The following is a 20633-nucleotide window of genomic DNA, read 5'->3' on the forward strand; positions in this document are numbered from 1 at the left end:
CGATTTTCCTTTCCCACAAAGAAAAACAAGTTTATTCCAACCCTTTGGTCTCTTCCAGACCCAGCATCAGGTTCATGCACTGGACGGCGGCACCGGAGGAGCCTTTGCCCAGATTATCAAACAACGAGACCAGCATCATCTGGTCTCCCGCTGCGTTCACGGTCAGGTACAGCTCCATGCGGTCGGTGCCCGCCATGGCATTGGAGTACAGGCCGTTTTCCGGCAGCGGTTCGTTCAGGCTGTGCACCTTGACGGTGGCGGCGTCCTTGTAGTAGTCCGCAAGGGCGGCAGCCACGGCCTCGGCGGTAGTGCCCGCAAGGGTAAGATCCAGCGGCACCAGCACCTGCATCCCGCAGTAGTAGTCGCACACCACCGGCACGAACATCGGCGTGTGCGCAAGGCCGCTGATCTTCTGCATCTCCGGCAGGTGCTTGTGGCCAAGGCTCAGGCCGTAGCTCTTGGGCGCATCCAGCTTGCTGTGCGCCGGGCGGTCGGGGCTTTCGTAGTCCGCAATCATCTTTTTGCCGCCGCCGGAGTAGCCGGAGATGCCGGTGCAGCTGAAGGGGTAGCTTTGCGGCACCAGCCCCAGCTCCACCAGCGGGCGGGCGATGCTGATAAAGCCGCTGGCATAGCAGCCGGGCACCGCCACACGGTAAGAGTTTTGAATTTTTTCCTTCTGTCCCTTCAGCTCCGGGAAGCCGTAGTCCCATGCGGCATCGGTGCGGAAGGCGGTGGAGGTGTCCAGCACCTTCACATCCGGGCGCAGCAGGGGCATGACTTCTTTAGAAGCCGCATCCGGCAGGCAGAGGAAGGCAAGGTCGGCAGAATTGATGACCTTTGCCCGCTCGTGCACGTCCTTGCGCCCTTCGGCAGAGATGGACAGCAGCTCGATCTCCGACCGTTCGGCCAGACGGTCGGCGATGCGCAGGCCGGTGGTGCCGGAAGAGCCATCAATAAATACCTTTACCTTCATGCGTTTTCCTCCTCCCATGCGTCCAGCCGCGCCGTTGCCAGCGCGATCTGCTTTTCTACGCTGGCGGCGCTGGGGCCGCCGTAGCTGGTGCGTCCCTCGCAGCAGTGCACAAGGTCGATGGCATCATAGATATCGGCCCCGAACAGCGGGCTGTAACTCTGGAACTGGGTCAGGGTCAGCTCCTCCAGCGTTTTGTCGGCGGCAATGCAGTCCGACACCATGCAGCCGGTCAGCTTGTAGGCATCCCGGAAAGGCATCCCCTTCTTGGTCAGGTAGTCGGCGCAGTCGGTGGCGTTGATAAAGCCCTTTGCGGCGGCGCGGCGCATATTGGCGGGCAGGGTCTTCATGGTATCCAGCATGGGAGTGATGGTCTTGAGGCAGAGTTCCAAGGTATCCACTGCATCAAAGATGGCTTCCTTGTCCTCCTGCATATCCTTGTTGTAGGCCAGCGGCAGACCCTTCATCATGACCAGCAGGGTGTTCAGGTCGCCGTACACCCGGCCGGTCTTGCCGCGGATCAGCTCGGTAACATCCGGGTTCTTCTTCTGGGGCATAATGGACGAGCCGGTGGTAAAGGCATCGTCCAGCTCAATGAACTTGAACTCCCAGCTGCACCACAGGATGATCTCCTCCGAAAGGCGGGACAGGTGCATCATGCAGATGGAGATGGCGCTTGCCAGCTCGATGCAGAAATCACGGTCGGACACGCCGTCCAGACTGTTGGCGCAGGGGGCGGCGAAGCCCAGCTTTTCGGCGGTGAAATCCCGGTCCAGCGGGTAGGTGGTGCCCGCCAGTGCGCCAGAGCCCAGCGGGCACTGGCTATCCATGCGGGCGGTGGCGTCCGCAAAACGGTCAAGGTCTCGCAGCAGCATGGAGGCGTAGGCCATCAGCGCGTGGCCGAAGGTAATGGGCTGGGCGCGCTGCAAATGGGTGTAGCCGGGCATGACGGAGGCGGTGTTCTCCGCCGCCTTTTTGCACAGCACCCGCACCAGCTCCACGATGTAGGCCTGCAAAGTCTTGCTGTAATCCCGCAAAGTCAGGCGGATATCCAGCGCCACCTGATCGTTGCGGCTGCGGCCGGTGTGCAGCCGCTTGCCCGCATCCCCGATACGGGCGGTCAGGGTCTGCTCCACAAAGGTGTGCACGTCCTCAGCGGCGGGGTCGATGGTCAGCGCACCGCTGGACAGGTCGTCCGCGATGGAAGCCAGACCGCTGAGGATGTCCGTGCAGTCCTGCTCCGAGATGATGCCCTGCCGTGCCAGCATGGCGGCGTGGACGCCGCTGCCGCGCATATCCTGCGCGATCATCCGCTGGTCGAAGCGGATAGAGGAGTTGAAGTCGTTGACGCGGCTGTCCACCGCCTTGGAAAACCGACCCTTCCAGAGTTGTTCTGCCATAATATAAACTCCTTATAAAAACGGCAAAGCCGCCGCAGGGGAAAACGCTCCTGCGGCGGTGCCGCCGGCAACGATGCCGGTGTGAGAACCCGCGTGTGAAAGTGTGAAAACACACGCAGTCGAAAATATTGCGGTTACTTGACCTCCGGCCAGTTCTTGGACAGCTTTGCGCGCTCCTTGATGGACAGGCCGAACAGGTTGATGAAGCCGGTGGCATCGGACTGGTCGTAATCCTTATCGACGCCGAAGGAAGCGGTCTGCTCATCGTACAGGGTGAACGGAGAGGTCACACCGGCGTTGATCATGTTGCCCTTGTAGAGCTTCAGCTTCACATCGCCGGTCACAGTCTTCTCAAGGCTGTCGGCAAAGGCATCCAGTGCCTCGCGCAGCGGGGTGAACCACTGGCCGTTGTACACGATATCGGCGTACTTCTGTGCCAGCTGTGCCTTGAAGTGAGCGCTCTCCTTATCCAGCGTAATGGTCTCCAGCACGTCGATGGCCTTGTACAGGATGGCGCCGCCGGGGGTCTCGTACACGCCGCGGCTCTTCATGCCCACCAGACGGTTCTCCACAATGTCCAGCAGACCGATGCCGTTTGCGCCGCCCAGCTTATTCAGGTACTCCACCAGCTCCACAGCGCCCATCTCCTTGCCGTCCACGGCAGTGGGGATGCCCTTTTCAAAGTGGATGGTCACATAGGTGGGAACATCGGGTGCCTGCTCGGGGCTGACACCCAGCTCCAGAAAGCCGGGCTTATTGTACTGGGGCTCGTTGGCGGGGTTCTCCAGATCCAGACCCTCGTGGCTCAGATGCCACAGGTTCTTGTCCTTGGAGTAGTTGGTCTCACGGTTGATCTTCAGGGGGATGTTGTGCGCCTCGGCGTAGTCGATCTCCTCGTCACGGCTCTCGATGTCCCACTCACGCCACGGAGCGATGATGGCCATATCCGGGCACAGTGCCTTGAGGGTCAGCTCAAAACGCACCTGATCGTTGCCCTTGCCGGTGCAGCCGTGGCAGATGGCATCTGCACCCTCCTTGATGGCGATGTCAGCCAGTGCCTTGGCGATGCACGGACGTGCAAAGCTGGTGCCCAGCAGGTAGTCCTCGTACTTCGCGCCGAACTTCAGGGTGGGGAAGATGTAGTTCTCCACAAAGTCCTTCTTCAGATCCAGCACATACAGCTTGGATGCGCCGGTAGCCTTGGCCTTTTCTTCCAGACCGTCCAGCTCGGTGCCCTGACCCACGTCACCGGAAACAGCAACGACCTCGCAGTTGTTGTAGTTTTCCTTCAGCCAGGGAATGATGATGGAGGTATCCAGACCGCCGGAGTAAGCCAGCACGACTTTTTTGATGTTTTCCTTTTTCATGATAAACGCGCTCCTTTTAATAAAAATACACTTTTGTTCTCTGATGCGCATTTCCCTTCGCATCCTCTGTCTTTCGTTTGCGGTTGATGCTTTTATTATACGCAGCGCGGGTTTTCCGTCAATGCTAAAAACTGCCAAACATAGCGCCCGTTTCGCTTTTCTTTTGGTTTAATCTGTATCTTTATACAAATATTTTTAAATATATGCACTTTTTATGCAATTTGAGTGTATTTTTTCATGGAGTTAGAGAGAGAAAAATAAACCACCGGAGCATCCGCAGATGCTCCGGTGGTTTAACTATAACTATTTAATTCAGCTTCAAGTCGCCTTCCTTGATCCAGCCCAGCTTGCGCTCCACCTCGCAGAACACTACGCTGAGCACGGCAGGCAGCACAAAGCACAGCAGCACCATGGCAGCCCAGTCCATGGGGGTGATGGCAGCCTTGGTACCGGCGGCAATATCGCTGACCCAGCCGGTGTAAACGCCGATCTGACCCACCAGACCGCAGGTGCCCATGCCGGAGGAGACCGCCGCGCCGTTCATCTCAAAGTGGAACAGGCAGGTAGCCAGCGGGCCGGTGATGGCACTGGCCAGCGTGGGGGCGATCCAGATGCGGGGGTTCTTGATGATGTTGCCCATCTGCAGCATACTGGTGCCCAGCCCCTGACTGACAAGGCCGCCTACGCCGTTCTCCTTATAGCTCATCACGGCAAAGCCCACCATCTGGGCGCAGCAGCCCGCCACGGCAGCGCCGCCGGCAAGGCCGGTCAGACCCAGTGCTGCACAGATGGCGGCAGAGGAGATGGGCAGGGTCAGTGCCACGCCCACGATGACCGACACCAGAATGCCCATGACCAGCGGAGCCTGCTCGGTAGCCCACATAATAAGGGTGCCCACCTGACTTGCGGCTGCGCCGATGGGGGCGGCGATGAGCATGGAAAGTCCGACGCCCGCAAAAATGGTCACCAGCGGGGTGACAAGGATGTCCACCTTGGTCTCCTTGCTTACCGCCTTGCCCAGCTCTGCTGCCACAATGGCAATGATGAGCACGGCCAGCGGGCCGCCTGCACCGCCCAGCGCATTGGCCGAGTAGCCCACGGTGATCAGGCTGAACAGCACCAGCGGCGGGCAGTGCAGTGCCCAGCCGATGGCGCAGGCCATGGCGGGGCCGCTCATGGCCGTAGCATAGCCGCCCAGATCCACCAGCAGTGCAAGACCGGTCTGCTGACCCACCGTCTTGATGATGGTACCGATGAGCAGACTGGCAAACAGACCCTGTGCCATTGCGCCCAGTGCGTCAATGAGGTAACGCTGCGGAGAGATGACGATATCCTTCCGCGCCAAAAAATCTTTCAGCTTCGACATAAAACTTGCCTTTCTATCCAAAACAGATCGTTGAGGTTACGAACGTATGTCCTGTATCATACCATACACCTGTCAAGACAGCAAGGGGTTGCTGGAAAAATTGTGAAATTTCGGCTTTGTGCAATGTTCTGCCCTGCCGGAACGTATTCCATTTGGAACATTTTCCGACACACTGCCCCGGTGGAGAATTTGTGTAGAAGCCCGCTGTGCCGTTGACTGCTCCCCGCGTGCGGGTGTATACTAGAGGAAGCGTAAAGTTATCATCCGCCGTCCTTTTTATCATAAGCACATGGGCGGCGTGGAATAAAAGCGGGCCCGCCCCGGGCAAGGGGCAAAGACCCGGTGCAGCGCAGCGCTGCACCACCGGGAGATTCGGAGGCAGAGACGACAGATGAAAAAGCGATTTGACCGATCCGGCACAGCCCGCCGCAAGGCGGTGACAGCCATTGCAGCGCTGACCATGGCGCTGGTTCTGGCTGTGGGCGGCGCAGGGGCAGCGACCCTGCTGTCTGCACAGCCGGAAACTTTGACCGTGGGCGCGGTCGTGCCCCACATCACCGCCGAGGTACCGCAGGCAAGCAGCCCGGCAGCGGCTGACCCTGCACCGGTCACCGAGAGCACAGCGGCCGCCGCCCCGGAACAGGCAGCGGAAAGCACCGCGCAGCAGGCTGAGCCTGCCCCGGCGCAAACGGAAAAGCCGGAAACCGCCGAAATTGCACCGGCTGCACCGGAAGAAGCTGTTGAAACACCGGAAGCACCGGCACAGCCCGCTGAGGATCCCGCACTGGAAGAGGAGAACTCCCCTGCCATGCTGCTGGAAGAGACCCCGGAGTTGGCCGCGCAGGACCCGCAGGCTCCCGCAGCGGACGGCACCGCCCAGAACGACACCGCCGCCCAGCACACCCCGGAGGACAGCGTATTGCTGACCCCGGAGCAGATCCAGCAGGCGCTGGATTCCGGCGCGCTGGAGGATGCCGAAGCGCAGTGCATCGACCTGACCGATGAAAACGGCTTTTTCCGTTGGCTGTTCAACTGGCTGTTCGGCAGCAAGGATAAGGAAGAGGAACCGGCCTACTCCGGCTGGCGCACCGAGAACGGCAAGACCTACTACTACGCGCAGAACACCAACAAAAAGGTCACCGGGCTGCGCTCCATTGACGGCAAGCTGTATTATTTCGATGCCAACGGCGTTAAACAGGACAATGTGACTTTTGGCATCGACGTGTCCAAGTATCAGTCCGGGCTGGACTGGAACAAGATCAAAAAATCCGGCGTGAGCTTCGTCATCATCCGTATCGGCTACCGGGGCTACGGCGCTGCGGGAAACCTAGTCAAGGATCCTATGTTCGAAGAGCACTTTACCAACGCCCGCAACGCGGGGTTGAAGGTGGGCGTGTATTTCTTTACGCAGGCCGTAAACGAGGCCGAGGCACAGGAGGAGGCCGAGGCCTGCAACTGGGCGCTGAACGGCCGGATGCTGGACTACCCCATCTTCTATGACACCGAGGCTTCCACCGCCCCGGGCGGCACCGGCCGCGCCGACGGTCTGGGCGCTGAGGACCGTACCAAGTGCGCCATCGCCTTCTGCGAGCGGGTGAAGGCGCTGGGCTACAAGCCCGGCGTGTACGCCTCCACCACATGGTACCGCAAGCGGGTGAATTACAACACCCTGCGCAGCCGCTACACCATCTGGAACGCCCACTACGGCGTCTCCTCCAGCCCCATCGGCTGCGATCTGTGGCAGGGCACCGAGAAGGCCCGCATCAACGGTTACAGCGGCGAGCTGGACGCCAATATCAGCTACATCGGGTAACAACCCAAAGGCTGCTGCACACGCTCTGTGCAGCAGCCTTTTTCTTGCCGTGGGAGGATTTTAAATGCGCTCCGCTTCACAGGGGAAGTTTTTGCTTGCCGCAAGCGTGCAGGGACGCTCCGCTAGGCCAGAGGCAGGGAGGGGTGTTCCGACTCCCCCCTCCCTACCTCTGGACTCCACCCACCCCGCATCGGGCCAAGGGCTGCACGCCCTTGACAAACCTAAAGAAGAAGTCGAAGCACAAAAAAGCTAGCGCTGCGCCAGTCGGCGCTATCGCTTTAACGCTTTTTTCGCTTCTCCATTCATAGCCCCTCAGTCGCTGCGCGACAGCTCCCCCAAGGGGGAGCGAACACTCCCCCAAACTTTGCACTTTAGTCGGAAACCTTGCCGCCATGCCAAAGGCTCCCTCCCAGAGGGAGCTGGCAAAACCGCAGGTTTTGACTGAGGGAGTTCGTTCCAAACCCCTCCCGTGAAAAGGCAATTTTGGAAAATCCGCGTTTGCGCAGCAATGAAAGCCCCAGTGGGGCTTTTAAGCGGCAGAGCGGTCTGCGTTAGCAGATGGAGGGGCTTTGCCCCGACAAGCTCCGCAGATTTTCCAGAATTGCGAAATTATAAATAATTCTTCCGCTGATGATGTGCAGAGCGCAGCGGAGCACATTCTAAATCATCCTCCCTGCCGCAAAAACAGGGCATACTTCCCTGTTTTTGTGCATAAGCTGGTGGCAGAGTATGCAAGCGCAAATGGCGGGGAGGCATGGGGATATGTTTGTGGTAACACTGAGCAAGACGAGCCTGAAAAAGCTGGGAGCAGGGGCGGCGTGCTGCGCACTGGTGGTGTTCAGCGCCATGCTGGGGCGGTTCATCAGTACCCGGACGGTGGCGGTGGCTGCCCCGGTGAACCGTATCGAGAGTGCGCAGGACATCCAGACATGGTTTACCGGCTACGGGCTGGAGGTGGACGGCGCGTCCATCACGGCGGATAAGGTCAAAATTCCCCGCAAGTGGGACGACAGCTTTTCCGCTTTCAACGGGGTGGTGCAGCAAAGCGGCATGGATCTTGCCCGCTACAAGGGCAAGACGGTGGAAAAATGGTCGGCGCTGCTCCCGGCGGCAAGCAACGGCGAGACCAGCCGCTACGGAGTGCTGCTGGTGTACAAAAAGAAGGCTGTGGGCGCGTATCTGTTGGAAAAGCCCTCCGGCACGGTGCTGGGACTGCAGGACGCCCAGAACGAGCTGGCAAAACAGACCTCCGGCGAGGATTACAGCGGCGACTGGGGCGAGCGGCACGACGAGCAGCTGACCGACAGCACCGCACAGCAAACTTCCGGTGAACCGGAGGCAGCGCCCGAAGCCGCCCCGCAGGCAGCGCCCTACACCGAGCTGCCGCTGGACGCGGAGGGCTACCCTGTGGAATAGGGACAGCATTTGGGGAAAAAACGACCTCTTTTAAGCTCTTGTCCGGCAGTTGCACAAACTGCCTAGTTTTTACAAACGATTCGACAAAAATTAGACAAAACACGGATTTTTGTCGCATCCGTATGTTCAAATATAACAAAAAATTCTTGTAAAAATCGGCAATATGAAACGGTGCAAAAAAACCTGTACGGGTTTATAATAATAGTATACCGATCCCCGTTGGCAAAGCCATGTTCCGGGGCTGAATGTGCAGCCCGGGCAGAGGGATCCAGTAAGGAGAAAATGATTATGAAGGAATTTCAGTACACTATTAAGGATGCCTGCGGCATCCATGCCCGTCCCGCCGGTCTGCTGGTCAAGACCGTGAAGGGCTTTGCAAGCACCGCTACCCTCGAGAAGGACGGCAAGAGCTGCGATATGCGTAAGCTGATGGCTCTGATGGGCATGGGCGTCAAGCAGGGCGAGACCGTGACCATCAAGGTCGAAGGCGATGATGAAGAAGCAGCCGCAGAGGCAATCCAGAAGTTCCTGAGCGAGAACGTCTGAGCTGCGGCTTAAAAGCCGAGCCCTCGCGGGAAAACTGCGGGGGCTTTTTTGAAAAAACGCCGGGCGCTGCACGCCCGGCTGTAAGTGGAAGGAGAACGTGCTATGCAGGTAGGCACCGGCAAAAGCGTACTCAATGGCATCGCCATTGGCAAGCTGAAGATCTACAAGAAAAAAGATACCGCTATTTCCACCGCTCCTGTGGCAGATACCGCCGCAGAGCTGGAGCGTTTTGAAGCTGCCCGCCAGAAGGCCATTGAGCAGCAGACCGCCCTGTACGAAAAGGCACTGGCAGAAGCCGGCGAGGACATTGCCGAGGTGTTCAACATCCACGCCATGATGCTGGATGACGACGACTTTGTGGACGCCATCAAGGAGATCATCAACGGGCAGAAGATGTGCGCCGAGTACGCCGTTAAGACCGCCGGCAACAATCAGGCTGCGGTGTTCTCTGCCATGGACGACCCGTATCTGCAGGCCCGCAGCGCCGATGTGCTGGACATTGCGCAGGCCATGCTGGACATTTTGCAGGGGGTGGACAACGCTTCCCTGCAGGGCACCGAGCCCAGCATTCTGGTAGCCGAGGATCTGGCTCCCTCCGAGACCGTGCGCATGGATAAAAGCCTGCTGCTTGGCTTTATCACCCGCGAGGGCAGCTCCAACAGCCACACCGCCATTCTGGCACGCAGCATGAACATCCCCGCCCTGATCCAGTGCAAGGACATTCAGGACGACTGGGACGGCAAGATGGCTGTGGTGGACGGCTACAACGCCTGTGTGTATGTAGACCCCACCCCCGACCTGCTCAAGAGCCTGAAAAAGCGCCAGCAGGAGGACCAGAAAAAGCAGGCTCTCTTACAGGAGCTGAAGGGCAAGCCCAACACCACGCTGGACGGCAAGACCATCGACGTGTTCGCCAACATCGGCGGCATGGGCGACGTGGGTGCTGTGCAGCAGAACGACGCCGGCGGCGTGGGTCTGTTCCGCACCGAGTTCGTTTACCTGAACTGCAAGGACTTCCCCACCGAGGACTACCAGTTCGAGGCTTACAAGCAGGTGGTGGAAAGCCTTGCACCCCGCAAGGTGGTGGTGCGCACCTGTGATATCGGCGCAGACAAGACCGTGGATTATATGAAGCTGGATCACGAGGACAACCCCGCACTGGGCTACCGCGCCATCCGCATCTGCCTGACCCGCAAGGACTTCTTCAAGACCCAGCTGCGCGCGCTGCTGCGGGCTTCCGCCTATGGCAACATGAGCATCATGTTCCCCATGATCACCAGCCTGCGGGAGCTGCAGGACGCAAAGGCTGTTCTGGAAGAGTGCCGCGCCGAGCTGGCCGCCGAGGGCGTCAAGATGGGGCAGAACATTGAAGTAGGCACCATGATCGAGACCCCCGCCGCCGTGCTCATCGCGGACGAGCTGGCCGCCGAGTGCGACTTCTTCTCCATCGGCACCAACGACCTGACCCAGTACACCTGCGCGCTGGACCGCCAGAACGCAAAGCTGGAGCCCTTCTTCAACCCCCATCACCCCGCCGTGCTGCGCGCCATCAAGATGACCATTGAAGCCGGTCACCGCCACGGCATCTGGGTAGGCATCTGCGGCGAGCTGGGTGCCGACACCGCCCTGACCGAGACCTTCCTGCGTATGGGCGTGGACGAGCTGTCCATGAACGCCAAGAGCATCCTGCCGGTGCGCAAGATCATCCGCAGCGTAGACCTGAGCAAGCCCTCTGAGAAGGCCTGAACCGCGAAAAAAATATTATTATAATTTGTGGCTCAGAAACGCCTGCGGGCGTTTCTGAGCCACTTTTTTCACGGGTGGAGTCGTAACGGTAAGCGGCATTGCAGCGCCGCTTTCTGCGAAAGCGCGGCGCTGCGGGGGTAAACCCCACCCGTGAAAATGGAAACCCGGAGCGTCCGCAGACGCTCCGGGTTTCCGAAATTATAAATAATTTTTCCTTAGCTTATGCCCAGCAACGACGACGACCGCCGCCAGTGGCGGAAACAGGGAGGAGTTGTTGGGGCAGCGGCCAGCAAGACGCAAGTGCCGCCCAAGGCACGAAGCGGATGCTGGGTGCCGCAACCCGGAAGCAGCGGAGGGCATTCCCAATCATTTCCGCTGTTCCAGCATGGTCTGGATGCGGGTCTTGGCGCGGTAATAGGTCACCCGCGCCCATGCAGCATTATGGCCAAAAATTGCCCCGATGCGGTCAAAGGGCAGTTCGCCAAACACCCGCAGGCTGAAAACCTCCTTGTAGGGTTCTTCCAGCGCGTGCAGACACTGGTGCACCGTAAAGGCAGCATCCTTGTCCACCAAAAGCTGCGCGATATCCGGGCCGTCGGCGGCTTTTGTTTCGGCATCTTCCAGCGGGGCGGCGTGCTTTGCGCGGCGGCAGTGGTCGTAGTAGGCATTGCGCGCCACCGTAAACAGCCACGCCCGCACATCCTGCTTGCCGTCATAGTTTTTCAGGCCGTCCAGCGCCCGGAAAAAGGTCTCCTGCGTCAGCTCCTCGGCCAGCGTCTCGCTGCGGGTAAGCCCCTGCAAAAACAGGCAGACGTCCCGGAAGTAGAGCCGATAGATGGTTTCAATGTCCATAGTCAGCCCTTCTCAAACACGCCTTGTTCCTGTGTGACCACATCCTCGGATTCGTAAACATAGGTCTGTGTCCCATCCTCTTTTTTCAGGATGAACCGCTCCACCTGCTGACCGTCCCTGTAATAGCGGGTCTCGTCGGCGCATTGCACCGTCAGCAGCTGTGTGCCGGAGACTGTGATGCTGGTATCGGAAGCCGATGTGCCCAGCAGCCCTTCCAGCGCAGCATGGATGTGCGGGAAGGTATAGCGCACCGCCCGGACGGTAACGGATGGTTTGCCCCAGTTAAAAGAGCCTTCCAGTTCCAGCCAGACATTTTCGCCCTGCACTTCCAGCACACAGAGGTTGGCCTCATTTTCCTTTTTGTTGTAAGTCCAGATTTTCGCCTGTTCTGCCGTCACCGGCGTTTTTGCGCCGCCCATCCAGAACACCAGCCCAAAAGCGCACAGCACAGCCAGTACCGCTGCCGCCGCTATGCGGATGCTCTTTTTCTGCATGGTCTTTCGGATGCTCCGCAGCGGTGCATCCGGCTGGGGCTCCGGCTGCACCGGCACCGGTTTTTCCATCTGTTCCAGCTCCGCACGGCAGGCGGGGCACTCTGCAAGGTGCTGCTCCACCAGCGCACTGCTGGCGGGGCTGGCAAGCTTTTCGGCGTACAGGGGCAGTAAGTCGCGGATCACGTCACATTCCAGTTTCATGGTCATTTCCTCCTTTGCGGGCTTTCGTGCGCCCTTTCACCCCAATAACGCACAAAGAGGAAAAACGTTACAGAAAAACCGCAAATTTACCGGACTGCGGTCTTTTCCCGCAGTTTTTTCGTTCCTTTGAGGAAGAGCCATACCAGCACCCCCAAAAGCAGGCAGATGCCAACGTGCATGGCGGCCATCATGTAATAGCCCTGAAAATCGAACCGCACCGCGCCGGCCATCAGGTAGGGCTGATGCCCTGCTTTGTACAGGGTGACAAAGCAGGAGATGGCGTTGTACAGGCCGTACAGCCCCGCCGCTGCGCACACGATGACCCGCAGCAGCCTGCTTGTGATGAATCTTATGAACATAATTGCAGCTCCGTTCTCTCTCCGTCCTTGTAGCAGTAGATGCCGCCTGCGCGGGAGAAGTCCTTGTCCACCTCCACGCAGTCAAAGGCGCTGAAAGCCTGTTCAATTTTTTCGGGCGTGCAGACAAAGCCCCGGATCTTCAGGGCAGCATCCTCGCCCACCACCGCGTTCCACAGATGGATTGACCAGTAGCTGCAATTTTTGTTCACTGTCCATTTATCGTGCTGTTCCATGTAGTTCTCGATGACCTTCAGCTGCTCTTCCCCGATATTGGTGCTCAGGGACAACCTGCCGGAGTAGCGTCCGTAATTGGCGATATAGCACGGTTCCAGATCGAACAGCAGCCCCGAGAGCCCCGACACCGCCCAGACCGAGAAGGTGACCATCTCGCCGTCCGGGATGGCGCGGTCTTTCAGGTAGACCGTGTGCCCGGTGCGGTTGTCCAGCCCGATCCATGTATGCCTGAAGCACTTGAGAAAGGGTTTGGATTCGCTTTTGCCGTCAAAGGTGGTGATGGAAAGGATAAGTCCCTCGTCCTCACAGGGCAGGGTGCGGGCAGTTTTGCCGGCGGCGGCGCTGCACCACAGCCCAAGGGCTGCTGCGCATACCGAGAGCAGCACCGCCCATGCAATGATCCTCTTTTTCAATGTCGTTCCTCCTGCATCTTACGGCTCAGTCGTTTTCCTTCCAGAACAGACCGCCGGAGGTCTGGAACAGCAGGCGCGGGTTCACGCTCTTGCTGCCCAGCTTGAAGTCCATGGTCAGCTCCTCGCCCAGTGCGCCCACAGCCTGCCCCTTTTCCACGGTCTGTCCCCTGCTGACCGAAAGCTCCTGCAAGCCGTACAGGTAGCTGCGCAGCCCACAGCCGTGGTCGATGACCACCGTGTTGCCGGTAAGTTCCAGATTGCCCGCAAACACCACCGTGCCGTTGGCCGCTGCGCGGCAGGGCGCGCCCGGGATAGTGTACAGCTTTGTGGAGTTGGAGCGGCTGCCCTGCTGACCGTTCGTTACTTTAATTTGCCCGTAGTCCACCAAGGTCATGGAGTCCTCAGTCGGGGGCACAAAGCCGCCCTGCCACTGCTTGGCGGTGACGGCAGCCTCGTACAGCGGCCAGATGGCGCTGCGGAACTGCGCATTGGCACTCTCCGGGGCGGGCTCCTCGGCCTCCACCTCCACCGTGCCAAAGTCCTTCGGCAGCACGGTCAGGGTGCGGGTGATGGTCTCGCCGTTCACCGTGATGTTCACCTCATGCCCACCGGAGGAGGCGTTATAGGCTGCCGGGATATAGGCGCGCCAGCCCTCGGCGGCGCGCACGCACTGCACGCTGCCAAGGTCGGTCTCGATGGTGGGCACGGCGTCTCCGGTCATACCGGAGATGCGCACGCCCACCGTGCCGCCCTGCTCCACCCGCTCGGCGGAAAGCTCCACCTCCGCACTGGCCTGCAAGGTGAACCGGAAGCTGTACCGGTACCAGCCGGTGGGCTTGGCCGGGCGCTCCAGACCTAAGTTTTTGCGCAGCTGCCCGGTGCTGCCGCCCTCAAACTGGGTGATGACCCCGCCTTTGGGCACACGCCATGCGGTCAGCTCCGCCTTATACTCGCCGTTCGCGGGGAAGAGGAAGTTCTGGTACTCCCCCGCACTGCCCGCAAACAGCACATCCCCCGCCGCATTCTGGATGGTCAGGGCGGTATAGCCCGTCCAGTCCGGCAACGTCAGCTCCGGGTGGGCGGTGTACAGCACACCCAGCTTCTGCACGGTCAGGGTAGAGGGGCTGGCAAAGACCTTATCCAGCTGCCCGCCCAGCAGCGGCACCTGCCAGCAGGAGCCGTTCGGCTCCAGCGCCTGCCCGCCGAACTGCGCCACACTGTCCGGGCAGCCGCCCTCGGTGGTAAAGGCATAGCTTACACCCATCACAGCCGCCAGCAGCACCACCACACCCAGCGCCACACTGATGAGCCAAAGCAAAAAACGCTTCATGTTCCTTCTCCTTATGTACAAAAAGGGCGCACCGGGGCAAGTCCGTTCAGACAGACTGCTCCGTGCGCCCCGATGCGCTTATCTTCCCGGCAGTTTCCGGTATTTTGGGGGATTATTCTGCCTCGTCCTCAGCAGCGGCTTCCTCCGGCTCTACGGTTTCTGCGTCATCCTCGCCAAACAGCAGGCGCTCGTACTCGTCCAGCTCCTTCTCGCGGCGGTTCAGGTAAAGAGCCACAGCAGCCAGCGCACCAGCCACAGCAGCCAGAACAGCGATCACAGCGACCAAGCAAGATTTTTTCATAGATTCAGTACACTCCTTTTTGCAGTTGAAACATTGTTTCAGCTTGATTTTTCCAGCGGGCGACCCGCAAAAGGATCTTGATTCAAGCGGCGATCAGCGCCGCCTTGTAGCTTTTATTATACCCGTTCCCGCCCAAAATTACAACCGTTGCACCCCAATTTTCACGCCCCGAAGGTGCTGCGGGGCGCAGTTTGGGCAGTGTGCCGGTTTTGGCGCTGTTCATTACAGCAAATTGCCAAAATCACAGCAGCAGCGGCTTATACGCCCGGAACGCCCCGGGCAGGGTGTAGGTGGTGCGCAGCTGCTCCCGGTTTGCCCAGACATAGCCCGCCGGGGCACTCTGCGCCGGAACGTGCAGCTGCACGCCGGACATGAGCCACTCGATGTGGGTAAAGATATGCTTTGCGGCGGGCAGGGCGGCGGGAGCTGCCGTGCCGGTGTCCAGCCCCAGTGCCGCCAGCCGCGCCAGCACCTCGGCCTGCAAAAGATGCTCGTCCTCCCACAATACCGGCTGCCACAGCCCGGCCAGCAGCCCTTTTTGCGGCCGCTGCTGCACCAGAAAGCCCGCCGGGCTTTCCACCAGTGCCAGCGTTACCGGCACAATCTTGCGGGGCTTCGGCTTTGCCTTCTGGGGCAGCTGGGCGGTGGTGCCCGCCGCCCGGGCAAGGCAGTTTTCCGCCAGCGGGCACTGCCCGCACAGGGGCGCGCCGTTGGGCACACAGACCAGCGCACCCAGCTCCATCAGTGCCTGATTGTAGTCCCCGGCCTTTTCCGGCGGCTGATGCTCCATGACCCGGGCGGTAAAGGCCTTTTTTACCGCCGGTTCTGTAATCACACCCGGGTCATTATACAGGCGGGAAAACACCCGCAGCACATTGCCGTCCACGGCGGGCACGGGAAGTCCGAAGCTGATGGACGCGATGGCTCCGGCGGTGTACTCCCCGATGCCGGGCAGTGCACGCAGGGCGGCATAGTCGGCGGGCAGCTGCCCGCCGTACTGCGCACAGACGAGCTTTGCGGCCTTTTGCAGGTTGCGCACCCGGCTGTAATAGCCCAGCCCTTCCCACAGTTTATGCAGCCTTTCCTCCTCGCAGGCGGCAAGCGCGGGGATATCCGGCAGCGCTTCCAGAAAGCGGTAGTAATACGGCAGCACCGCCGACACCCGGGTCTGCTGCAGCATCACCTCGCTGAGCCACACATGGTAGGGGGTGGGGTCCTCCCGGAAGGGCAGGCTGCGGCGGTTCTTGTAAAACCAGTCCAGCAGGACAGGCGAAATGTTTTCCACTTGTTTTGTGCTCCTTGTTGAAAAGATAGGCGTTTTACGATTCAGAATTGCCTCCGCTTTGCTCTAGCAATATTCAGCGGAAGGATTATTTTTAATTTCGGAGCAACGGAACGCCTGCGGGCGTTCCGTTGCTCCATTTTCACAGAAGGGGACGTAGAGGAAACCGGCATTTGCAGCGCCGCTTTCTGCGAAAGCTCGGCGCTGCGGAAAAGTGCTGCCGATCTGCGCCCTCATCCGGCGCTACGCGCCACCTTCCCCCGACCGGGGGAAGGCTTCAGCGACAACAACCTTTTGAGCTGAATCGCAAAGTTTACAGGCGTGCCCGCTCCCCCTCGGGGGAGCTGTCGCGCAGCGACTGAGGGGCTATAAATGGAGAAGCGAAAAAAGCGTTAAAGCGCTAGCGCCGACTGGCGCAGCGCTAGCTTTTTTGTGCTTCGACTTCTTCTTTAGGTTTGTCAAGGGCGTGCAGCCCTTGCCCCGTTGCGGGGTGGGTGGAGTCCAGAGGTAGGGAGGGGGGAATCGGAACACCCCTCCCTGCCTCTGGCCCAGCGGAGCGTCTTTGCACGCTGAAAACAAGCAGAAAGTCACCCCGCGGAGCGCAATGCACTTTTCCGGTTCTCTTTTGGTGTCAAAAGAGACCATCCCCGGCAAGCAGAAGCTCTCCGTTTAACCAAAAAAGCCGCCGCAGAGGCGGCGGCTTTCTTTGATTACAGTATGCGCGCTTCTCAGAAGCCGTATGCGGTGCGGGGGAAGGGCAGCACGTCACGGATGTTCTGGATGCCGGTGAGGTACATGATCATGCGCTCAAAGCCCAAGCCGTAACCTGCGTGCTCCACGCCGCCAAACTTACGCAGGTTCAGGTACCACTCGTAGTTGGTCTTGTCCATGCCCAGCTCGTCCATGCGTGCCACCAGCTTGCCATAGTCCTCTTCACGCTGGCTGCCGCCGATCAGCTCGCCGATGCCGGGCACCAGCATATCTGCTGCGGCCACGGTCTTGCCGTCGGCGTTCTGCTTCATGTAGAAGCTCTTGATCTCCTTGGGGTAGTCGGTGACAAAGACCGGTTTTTTGTACACCACCTCGGTCAGGTAGCGCTCGTGCTCGGTCTGGATATCCACGCCCCACTCCACGGGGTACTGGAACTTCTTGTTGTTCTTTTTCAGAATTTCGATGGCCTCGGTGTAGCTGATGCGGGCGAACTCGCTGTTTGCCACCAGCTCCAGACGCTCGACAAGACCCTTGTCGATGAACTGGTTAAAGAAGGCCATCTCGTCCGGGCAGTTGTCCAGCACATAGCGGATGACGTACTTGATCATGGCCTCGGCGTTGTCCATGTAGCCGTTCAGGTCGCAGAAGGCCATCTCCGGCTCGATCATCCAGAACTCCGCGGCGTGGCGGGTGGTAAAGCTCTTCTCGGCGCGGAAGGTGGGGCCAAAGGTGTACACCTTGCCAAAGGCCATGGCCATGGCCTCGGCTTCCAGCTGGCCGGAAACGGTCAGGTTGACCGGCTTTTCAAAGAAGTCCTTGCTGTAATCCACAGCGCCGTCCTCGGTCTTGGGCACATTGTCCAGATCCAGTGTGGTCACGCGGAACATCTCGCCTGCACCCTCGCAGTCGGAGGCGGTGATCAGCGGAGAGTGGGCGTAGACAAAGCCGTTCTCCTGAAAGAACTTGTGGATGGCGTAGGCTGCCACGCTGCGCACGCGGAAAGCGGCGTTGAAGGTGTTGGTGCGGGGGCGCAGAGTGGGCATGGTGCGCAGATACTCCATGCTCATCTTCTTTTTCTGCAGGGGGTACTCGTCGGCGGGGCAGTCACCCAAAATCTCCACGCTCTCGGCGTTCAGCTCAAAGGGCTGCTTTGCCTGCGGGGTGAGCACCAGCTTGCCCTTGATGCGCAGGCTGCTGTACAGACCGGTGTGGATGACTTCATCATAGTTTGCCAGCTTACCGGCTTCCAGCACGACCTGCAAAGTCTTGAAGCAGCCGCCGTCCGACAGGGCGATGAAGCCGATGTTCTTGGAGTCGCGGATGTTCTTTGCCCAGCCGCAGACGGTGATCTCGGTGCCATCTGCCGGGGTGTTCTTGAACAGCGAAAGGATCTCGGTGCGTTCCATAGTAGTTCTCCTTTATAAACAAAAAAGACAGCTTTTGCCCTGAAAGTTCAGGGCGAACAAGCTGTCTTGTAATGTCCGCGGTGCCACCTGAATTACCGGAAGTGTCCGGTCGCTCACGCGCTCTTTGTTTAAGCGCTGTCCCTGTAACGCTGGACCTGCGGCGCACCTACTGAGCGGCAGACGCACTACCGTGTTCAGTTTGCTGCTCCCGGGTGTTCGTTCACGCGGCGCACGGGCGCGGCTCTCAGCTGTGCCGCACTCTCTGGGCCGGACGGCCCGCGCTACTTTTCCCGTTCCTTGCATTTGTTGTTTTAAAATAGCACGTTGGCGGCATTTTGTCAACCTTACGGTGCGGCATCAGGCAAATTTTCGCTTTTTTGCTTGTCAGAACGCCTTTTCTCTGGTAAAATGGAAAAAAGCGGTATTCCGCAAAAACAGATTCTGGAGGAGATCATGAAACACACACACCATATCATCCGTCTGCTGACCCTTGCCGTGGTCAGCTGCGCACTGGCAGCCCTGCTGAGCGGCTGCACCAAGGAGGAATTTATTGCCGGGTACAACGAGTTTATGTTCGGCGACTGGTTCCCCACCTACGGAAGCACTTCCCAGTCCGGCACATCGTATGATCCCGACCACGTTTACGACCCGCCAAACCCCGAGTGCGATGCCAAGATCTCCTCTCTGCTGAGCCAGCTGTACTCGCTGGAATCCTCGGCACGGTCTGCGGTGTCCTCCGCAATATCTGCCGCAAAGGATGAGTACCACTCTCTGCCCGCCGAAGAGCGGACCTTTGCCAATAAGGTCAGCATCGCCTACAAGCATCTCTCTTCGGTGGAGAGCACCTACGACAGTGCCGTCTCCTCGGTGGTCAGCGAGATGCGCCGCGTGCTGCGGGAGTATAACCAGCCCGAGACCGTGGCCGATCAGGCATGGAGTTACTATCAGTCTGCCAAGAGCAGCATGATCTCCAGCCTTGGCGGCTGACCCTCAAGGCAATACCGCATAATTCTAAGTGCCGATACGGCGAGTGAGGTGCGGCAGATGCTAAGCCAAAAGCACAGATAATACTTTGTGTATTATCGAGCATTTTGGCAACGCAGATGCCGTGCCGCAGCCGCCGGAGTGGTGCTTAAGCCGTAAGGCGGGAATTGTGCGGTGTTGCCTCAGCTTAATAGTGCATCCGCGAGGCCCTGTGCTGCCAGATATCCGGCGTACAGGGCCTCATTTAAGTTGTTGCCGTGCCCGCCGATCTCGATCAGCAGACTGCCGGTGGTCAGATCCTGATTATAAAACCGGTAGCTGAACAGCACCGGGCGGGTAAAGCCGGGGTATTTTGCCTCCATGCTGCGCTCCCACGCGGCGGCAAAACGAAGGTTCTGCCGCCATGCGGGCAGCTGCACGCTGGTGCCGTTGTCGCACCCGCAGATGATCATCACCTGCGCCGCCTGCCGCCCGTCTATGCTGCACACCGGGGCGCAGCGGGTGCCGTTTTCCCGCTCGATGGCGTCGCGGTGGACGTCCAGCACCACCTTGATGCTGGGGTACTGCGCCAGATACTGCTGCACCACCGCCCGGCTGTTGGCATAGCTGCCGGTGTAGCTGGGGTAGTCGTTCAGGGTCTCGTCGTGCAGGGTGCAGATCCCTGCCGCGTTGAGGGTATCGGCCATCACCCGCCCCACCGCGCACATATTGATGCTGCGGTCGGTGCTGCGGGCCCCGTCCCCGGGGGCAAACCACAGCCCGGCAGAAAGGCGGTAGTCCTCGGTGGCGTGGGTGTGCATGATGAGCACCTGCGGCGCGGCACTGTCCTTTTCGATGGCAAAGGGCAGGGGCTGCGCCGCCTCGGCGGCGATGTCTGCCGCCGTTTGCCGGGTGTTATTCTTGATGCTGCCCGCACCGCAGGGGATGTACTTTTCGCCGCTGCCCTGCCCGAACTGCTGCTCTGTCACCGTACCTGCATCGGCGGGGCGGGCTTCGTCCGGCTGCAGCGCCACAAAATACCGCTCCACTCCGGTCTGCACCGGGGCGGCAGTTTCTTGCTCCGGCGGCACGGACGCGGCCTCCGGCACGCTTTCCGCAGACGTTGCCGCCGCCCGGCTCTCCACCGCCTGCTGCCCCAGATGCAGCAAAGTCTGCGCGGCGGGCACCGGCGCCGCCAGAAAGGCCGCCAGCATCAGCGCAGCGCTGCGGGCAAAGATGCACAGGGCCGCAAACAGCACCGCAGCCTGCAAAAAGGGCACTGCCCTGCTCTGCCCCGCAGGCAGACGCCAAGGCTCTCTGCTGCGCATGGCAAGACCTCCTTTCCGACCAGTGGGACGATTTTAAACGCCCCGCGCTCCGCGGGGAACGTTTCTGCCTGCCTTCAGCGTGCAAAGACGCTCCGCTGGGCCAGAGGCAGGGAGGGGTGTTCCGACTCCCCCCTC

18 protein-coding genes are annotated in these 20633 nt (G+C 59.8%); 5 read left to right on the plus strand and 13 right to left on the minus strand.

The annotated features are described in order from the left end of the window. Positions 1-31 precede the first annotated feature (31 nt). From argC to DXB44_RS09925, 4 genes are all read right to left on the minus strand, one after another. Complete coding sequence (gene argC / locus DXB44_RS09910) at positions 32-973, minus strand: N-acetyl-gamma-glutamyl-phosphate reductase (protein ID WP_118658616.1); 942 nt, start codon at positions 971-973, stop codon at positions 32-34. Continuing rightward, a complete protein-coding gene (gene argH, locus DXB44_RS09915; RefSeq protein ID WP_055186679.1) occupies positions 970-2370 on the minus strand; it encodes an argininosuccinate lyase in 1401 nt (466 codons plus the stop codon). Before argH ends, argC begins: the two co-directional genes overlap by 4 nt. A 134-nt stretch (positions 2371-2504) precedes the next feature. Further along, entirely contained in the window at positions 2505-3737 is a 1233-nt protein-coding gene (locus tag DXB44_RS09920) for an argininosuccinate synthase (protein WP_117553996.1), read from the minus strand. A gap of 307 nt (positions 3738-4044) precedes the next feature. Then, positions 4045-5103, minus strand: coding sequence for a PTS sugar transporter subunit IIC (locus DXB44_RS09925; RefSeq protein ID WP_118658617.1), 1059 nt, complete (start codon positions 5101-5103; stop codon positions 4045-4047). Between the two features lie 391 nt (positions 5104-5494). On the opposite strand from DXB44_RS09925, the gene DXB44_RS09930 reads away from it, so the two are divergent. The 4 genes from DXB44_RS09930 (at position 5495) to ptsP (ending at position 10624) form a co-directional block, all read left to right on the plus strand. After that, entirely contained in the window at positions 5495-6916 is a 1422-nt protein-coding gene (locus DXB44_RS09930; protein WP_118658618.1) for a GH25 family lysozyme, read from the plus strand. Between the two features lie 762 nt (positions 6917-7678). After that, positions 7679-8332: a DUF4830 domain-containing protein gene (locus DXB44_RS09940; protein ID WP_118658620.1), complete on the plus strand. Its 654-nt coding sequence runs from the start codon at positions 7679-7681 to the stop codon at positions 8330-8332. Positions 8333-8614: 282 nt separating this feature from the next. After that, positions 8615-8878, plus strand: a complete 264-nt coding sequence (locus DXB44_RS09945) for an HPr family phosphocarrier protein (RefSeq protein ID WP_005925323.1) — start codon at positions 8615-8617, stop codon at positions 8876-8878. 102 nt (positions 8879-8980) lie between these two features. Then, entirely contained in the window at positions 8981-10624 is a 1644-nt protein-coding gene (gene ptsP, locus DXB44_RS09950) for a phosphoenolpyruvate--protein phosphotransferase (protein ID WP_118658621.1), read from the plus strand. Between the two features lie 366 nt (positions 10625-10990). Here ptsP and DXB44_RS09955 read toward each other — a convergent pair whose 3' ends face one another. From DXB44_RS09955 to asnS, 8 genes are all read right to left on the minus strand, one after another. Further along, entirely contained in the window at positions 10991-11476 is a 486-nt protein-coding gene (locus DXB44_RS09955; protein ID WP_118658622.1) for an RNA polymerase sigma factor, read from the minus strand. 2 nt (positions 11477-11478) lie between these two features. Beyond that, on the minus strand, positions 11479-12171 hold the full coding sequence (locus DXB44_RS09960) for a zf-HC2 domain-containing protein (protein ID WP_243111115.1): 693 nt from the start codon (positions 12169-12171) through the stop codon (positions 11479-11481). Positions 12172-12257: 86 nt separating this feature from the next. Beyond that, entirely contained in the window at positions 12258-12530 is a 273-nt protein-coding gene (locus tag DXB44_RS09965) for a hypothetical protein (protein WP_118658624.1), read from the minus strand. Next, on the minus strand, positions 12521-13177 hold the full coding sequence (locus DXB44_RS09970) for a hypothetical protein (protein WP_118658625.1): 657 nt from the start codon (positions 13175-13177) through the stop codon (positions 12521-12523). Before DXB44_RS09970 ends, DXB44_RS09965 begins: the two co-directional genes overlap by 10 nt. A 25-nt stretch (positions 13178-13202) precedes the next feature. Continuing rightward, a complete protein-coding gene (locus DXB44_RS09975; protein WP_118658626.1) occupies positions 13203-14507 on the minus strand; it encodes a M23 family metallopeptidase in 1305 nt (434 codons plus the stop codon). Between the two features lie 112 nt (positions 14508-14619). After that, positions 14620-14808, minus strand: coding sequence for a hypothetical protein (locus DXB44_RS09980; RefSeq protein WP_055186669.1), 189 nt, complete (start codon positions 14806-14808; stop codon positions 14620-14622). Between the two features lie 241 nt (positions 14809-15049). Further along, a complete protein-coding gene (gene mutY / locus DXB44_RS09985; RefSeq protein WP_118658627.1) occupies positions 15050-16093 on the minus strand; it encodes an A/G-specific adenine glycosylase in 1044 nt (347 codons plus the stop codon). A gap of 725 nt (positions 16094-16818) precedes the next feature. Next, positions 16819-18207 carry an asparagine--tRNA ligase gene (asnS, locus tag DXB44_RS09995; protein WP_005925302.1) on the minus strand — a complete coding sequence of 463 codons (1389 nt, stop codon included), beginning with the start codon at positions 18205-18207 and terminating at the stop codon, positions 16819-16821. Positions 18208-18660: 453 nt separating this feature from the next. Between asnS and DXB44_RS10000 the strand changes: the two genes are divergently transcribed. After that, complete coding sequence (locus tag DXB44_RS10000; RefSeq protein ID WP_242852982.1) at positions 18661-19194, plus strand: hypothetical protein; 534 nt, start codon at positions 18661-18663, stop codon at positions 19192-19194. A 179-nt stretch (positions 19195-19373) separates the two neighbouring features. Here DXB44_RS10000 and DXB44_RS10005 read toward each other — a convergent pair whose 3' ends face one another. Further along, positions 19374-20498 carry a stage II sporulation protein P gene (locus DXB44_RS10005; RefSeq protein ID WP_118658628.1) on the minus strand — a complete coding sequence of 375 codons (1125 nt, stop codon included), beginning with the start codon at positions 20496-20498 and terminating at the stop codon, positions 19374-19376. Positions 20499-20633: the final 135 nt, after the last annotated feature.

The sequence above is a fragment of the Faecalibacterium sp. OM04-11BH genome (genome assembly GCF_003482185.1).
Lineage (GTDB): Bacteria > Bacillota > Clostridia > Oscillospirales > Ruminococcaceae > Faecalibacterium > Faecalibacterium tardum.

What these genes read in the sequence shown, in the direction of transcription:
- argC (WP_118658616.1), bottom strand. Translation starts at nt 973, where the DNA reads ATGAAGGTAAAGGTATTTATTGATGGCTCTTCCGGCACCACCGGCCTG.
- argH (WP_055186679.1), bottom strand. Translation starts at nt 2,370, where the DNA reads ATGGCAGAACAACTCTGGAAGGGTCGGTTTTCCAAGGCGGTGGACAGC.
- DXB44_RS09920 (WP_117553996.1), bottom strand. Translation starts at nt 3,737, where the DNA reads ATGAAAAAGGAAAACATCAAAAAAGTCGTGCTGGCTTACTCCGGCGGT.
- DXB44_RS09925 (WP_118658617.1), bottom strand. Translation starts at nt 5,103, where the DNA reads ATGTCGAAGCTGAAAGATTTTTTGGCGCGGAAGGATATCGTCATCTCT.
- DXB44_RS09930 (WP_118658618.1), top strand. Translation starts at nt 5,495, where the DNA reads ATGAAAAAGCGATTTGACCGATCCGGCACAGCCCGCCGCAAGGCGGTG.
- DXB44_RS09940 (WP_118658620.1), top strand. Translation starts at nt 7,679, where the DNA reads ATGTTTGTGGTAACACTGAGCAAGACGAGCCTGAAAAAGCTGGGAGCA.
- DXB44_RS09945 (WP_005925323.1), top strand. Translation starts at nt 8,615, where the DNA reads ATGATTATGAAGGAATTTCAGTACACTATTAAGGATGCCTGCGGCATC.
- ptsP (WP_118658621.1), top strand. Translation starts at nt 8,981, where the DNA reads ATGCAGGTAGGCACCGGCAAAAGCGTACTCAATGGCATCGCCATTGGC.
- DXB44_RS09955 (WP_118658622.1), bottom strand. Translation starts at nt 11,476, where the DNA reads ATGGACATTGAAACCATCTATCGGCTCTACTTCCGGGACGTCTGCCTG.
- DXB44_RS09960 (WP_243111115.1), bottom strand. Translation starts at nt 12,171, where the DNA reads ATGAAACTGGAATGTGACGTGATCCGCGACTTACTGCCCCTGTACGCC.
- DXB44_RS09965 (WP_118658624.1), bottom strand. Translation starts at nt 12,530, where the DNA reads ATGTTCATAAGATTCATCACAAGCAGGCTGCTGCGGGTCATCGTGTGC.
- DXB44_RS09975 (WP_118658626.1), bottom strand. Translation starts at nt 14,507, where the DNA reads ATGAAGCGTTTTTTGCTTTGGCTCATCAGTGTGGCGCTGGGTGTGGTG.
- DXB44_RS09980 (WP_055186669.1), bottom strand. Translation starts at nt 14,808, where the DNA reads ATGAAAAAATCTTGCTTGGTCGCTGTGATCGCTGTTCTGGCTGCTGTG.
- asnS (WP_005925302.1), bottom strand. Translation starts at nt 18,207, where the DNA reads ATGGAACGCACCGAGATCCTTTCGCTGTTCAAGAACACCCCGGCAGAT.
- DXB44_RS10000 (WP_242852982.1), top strand. Translation starts at nt 18,661, where the DNA reads ATGAAACACACACACCATATCATCCGTCTGCTGACCCTTGCCGTGGTC.
- DXB44_RS10005 (WP_118658628.1), bottom strand. Translation starts at nt 20,498, where the DNA reads ATGCGCAGCAGAGAGCCTTGGCGTCTGCCTGCGGGGCAGAGCAGGGCA.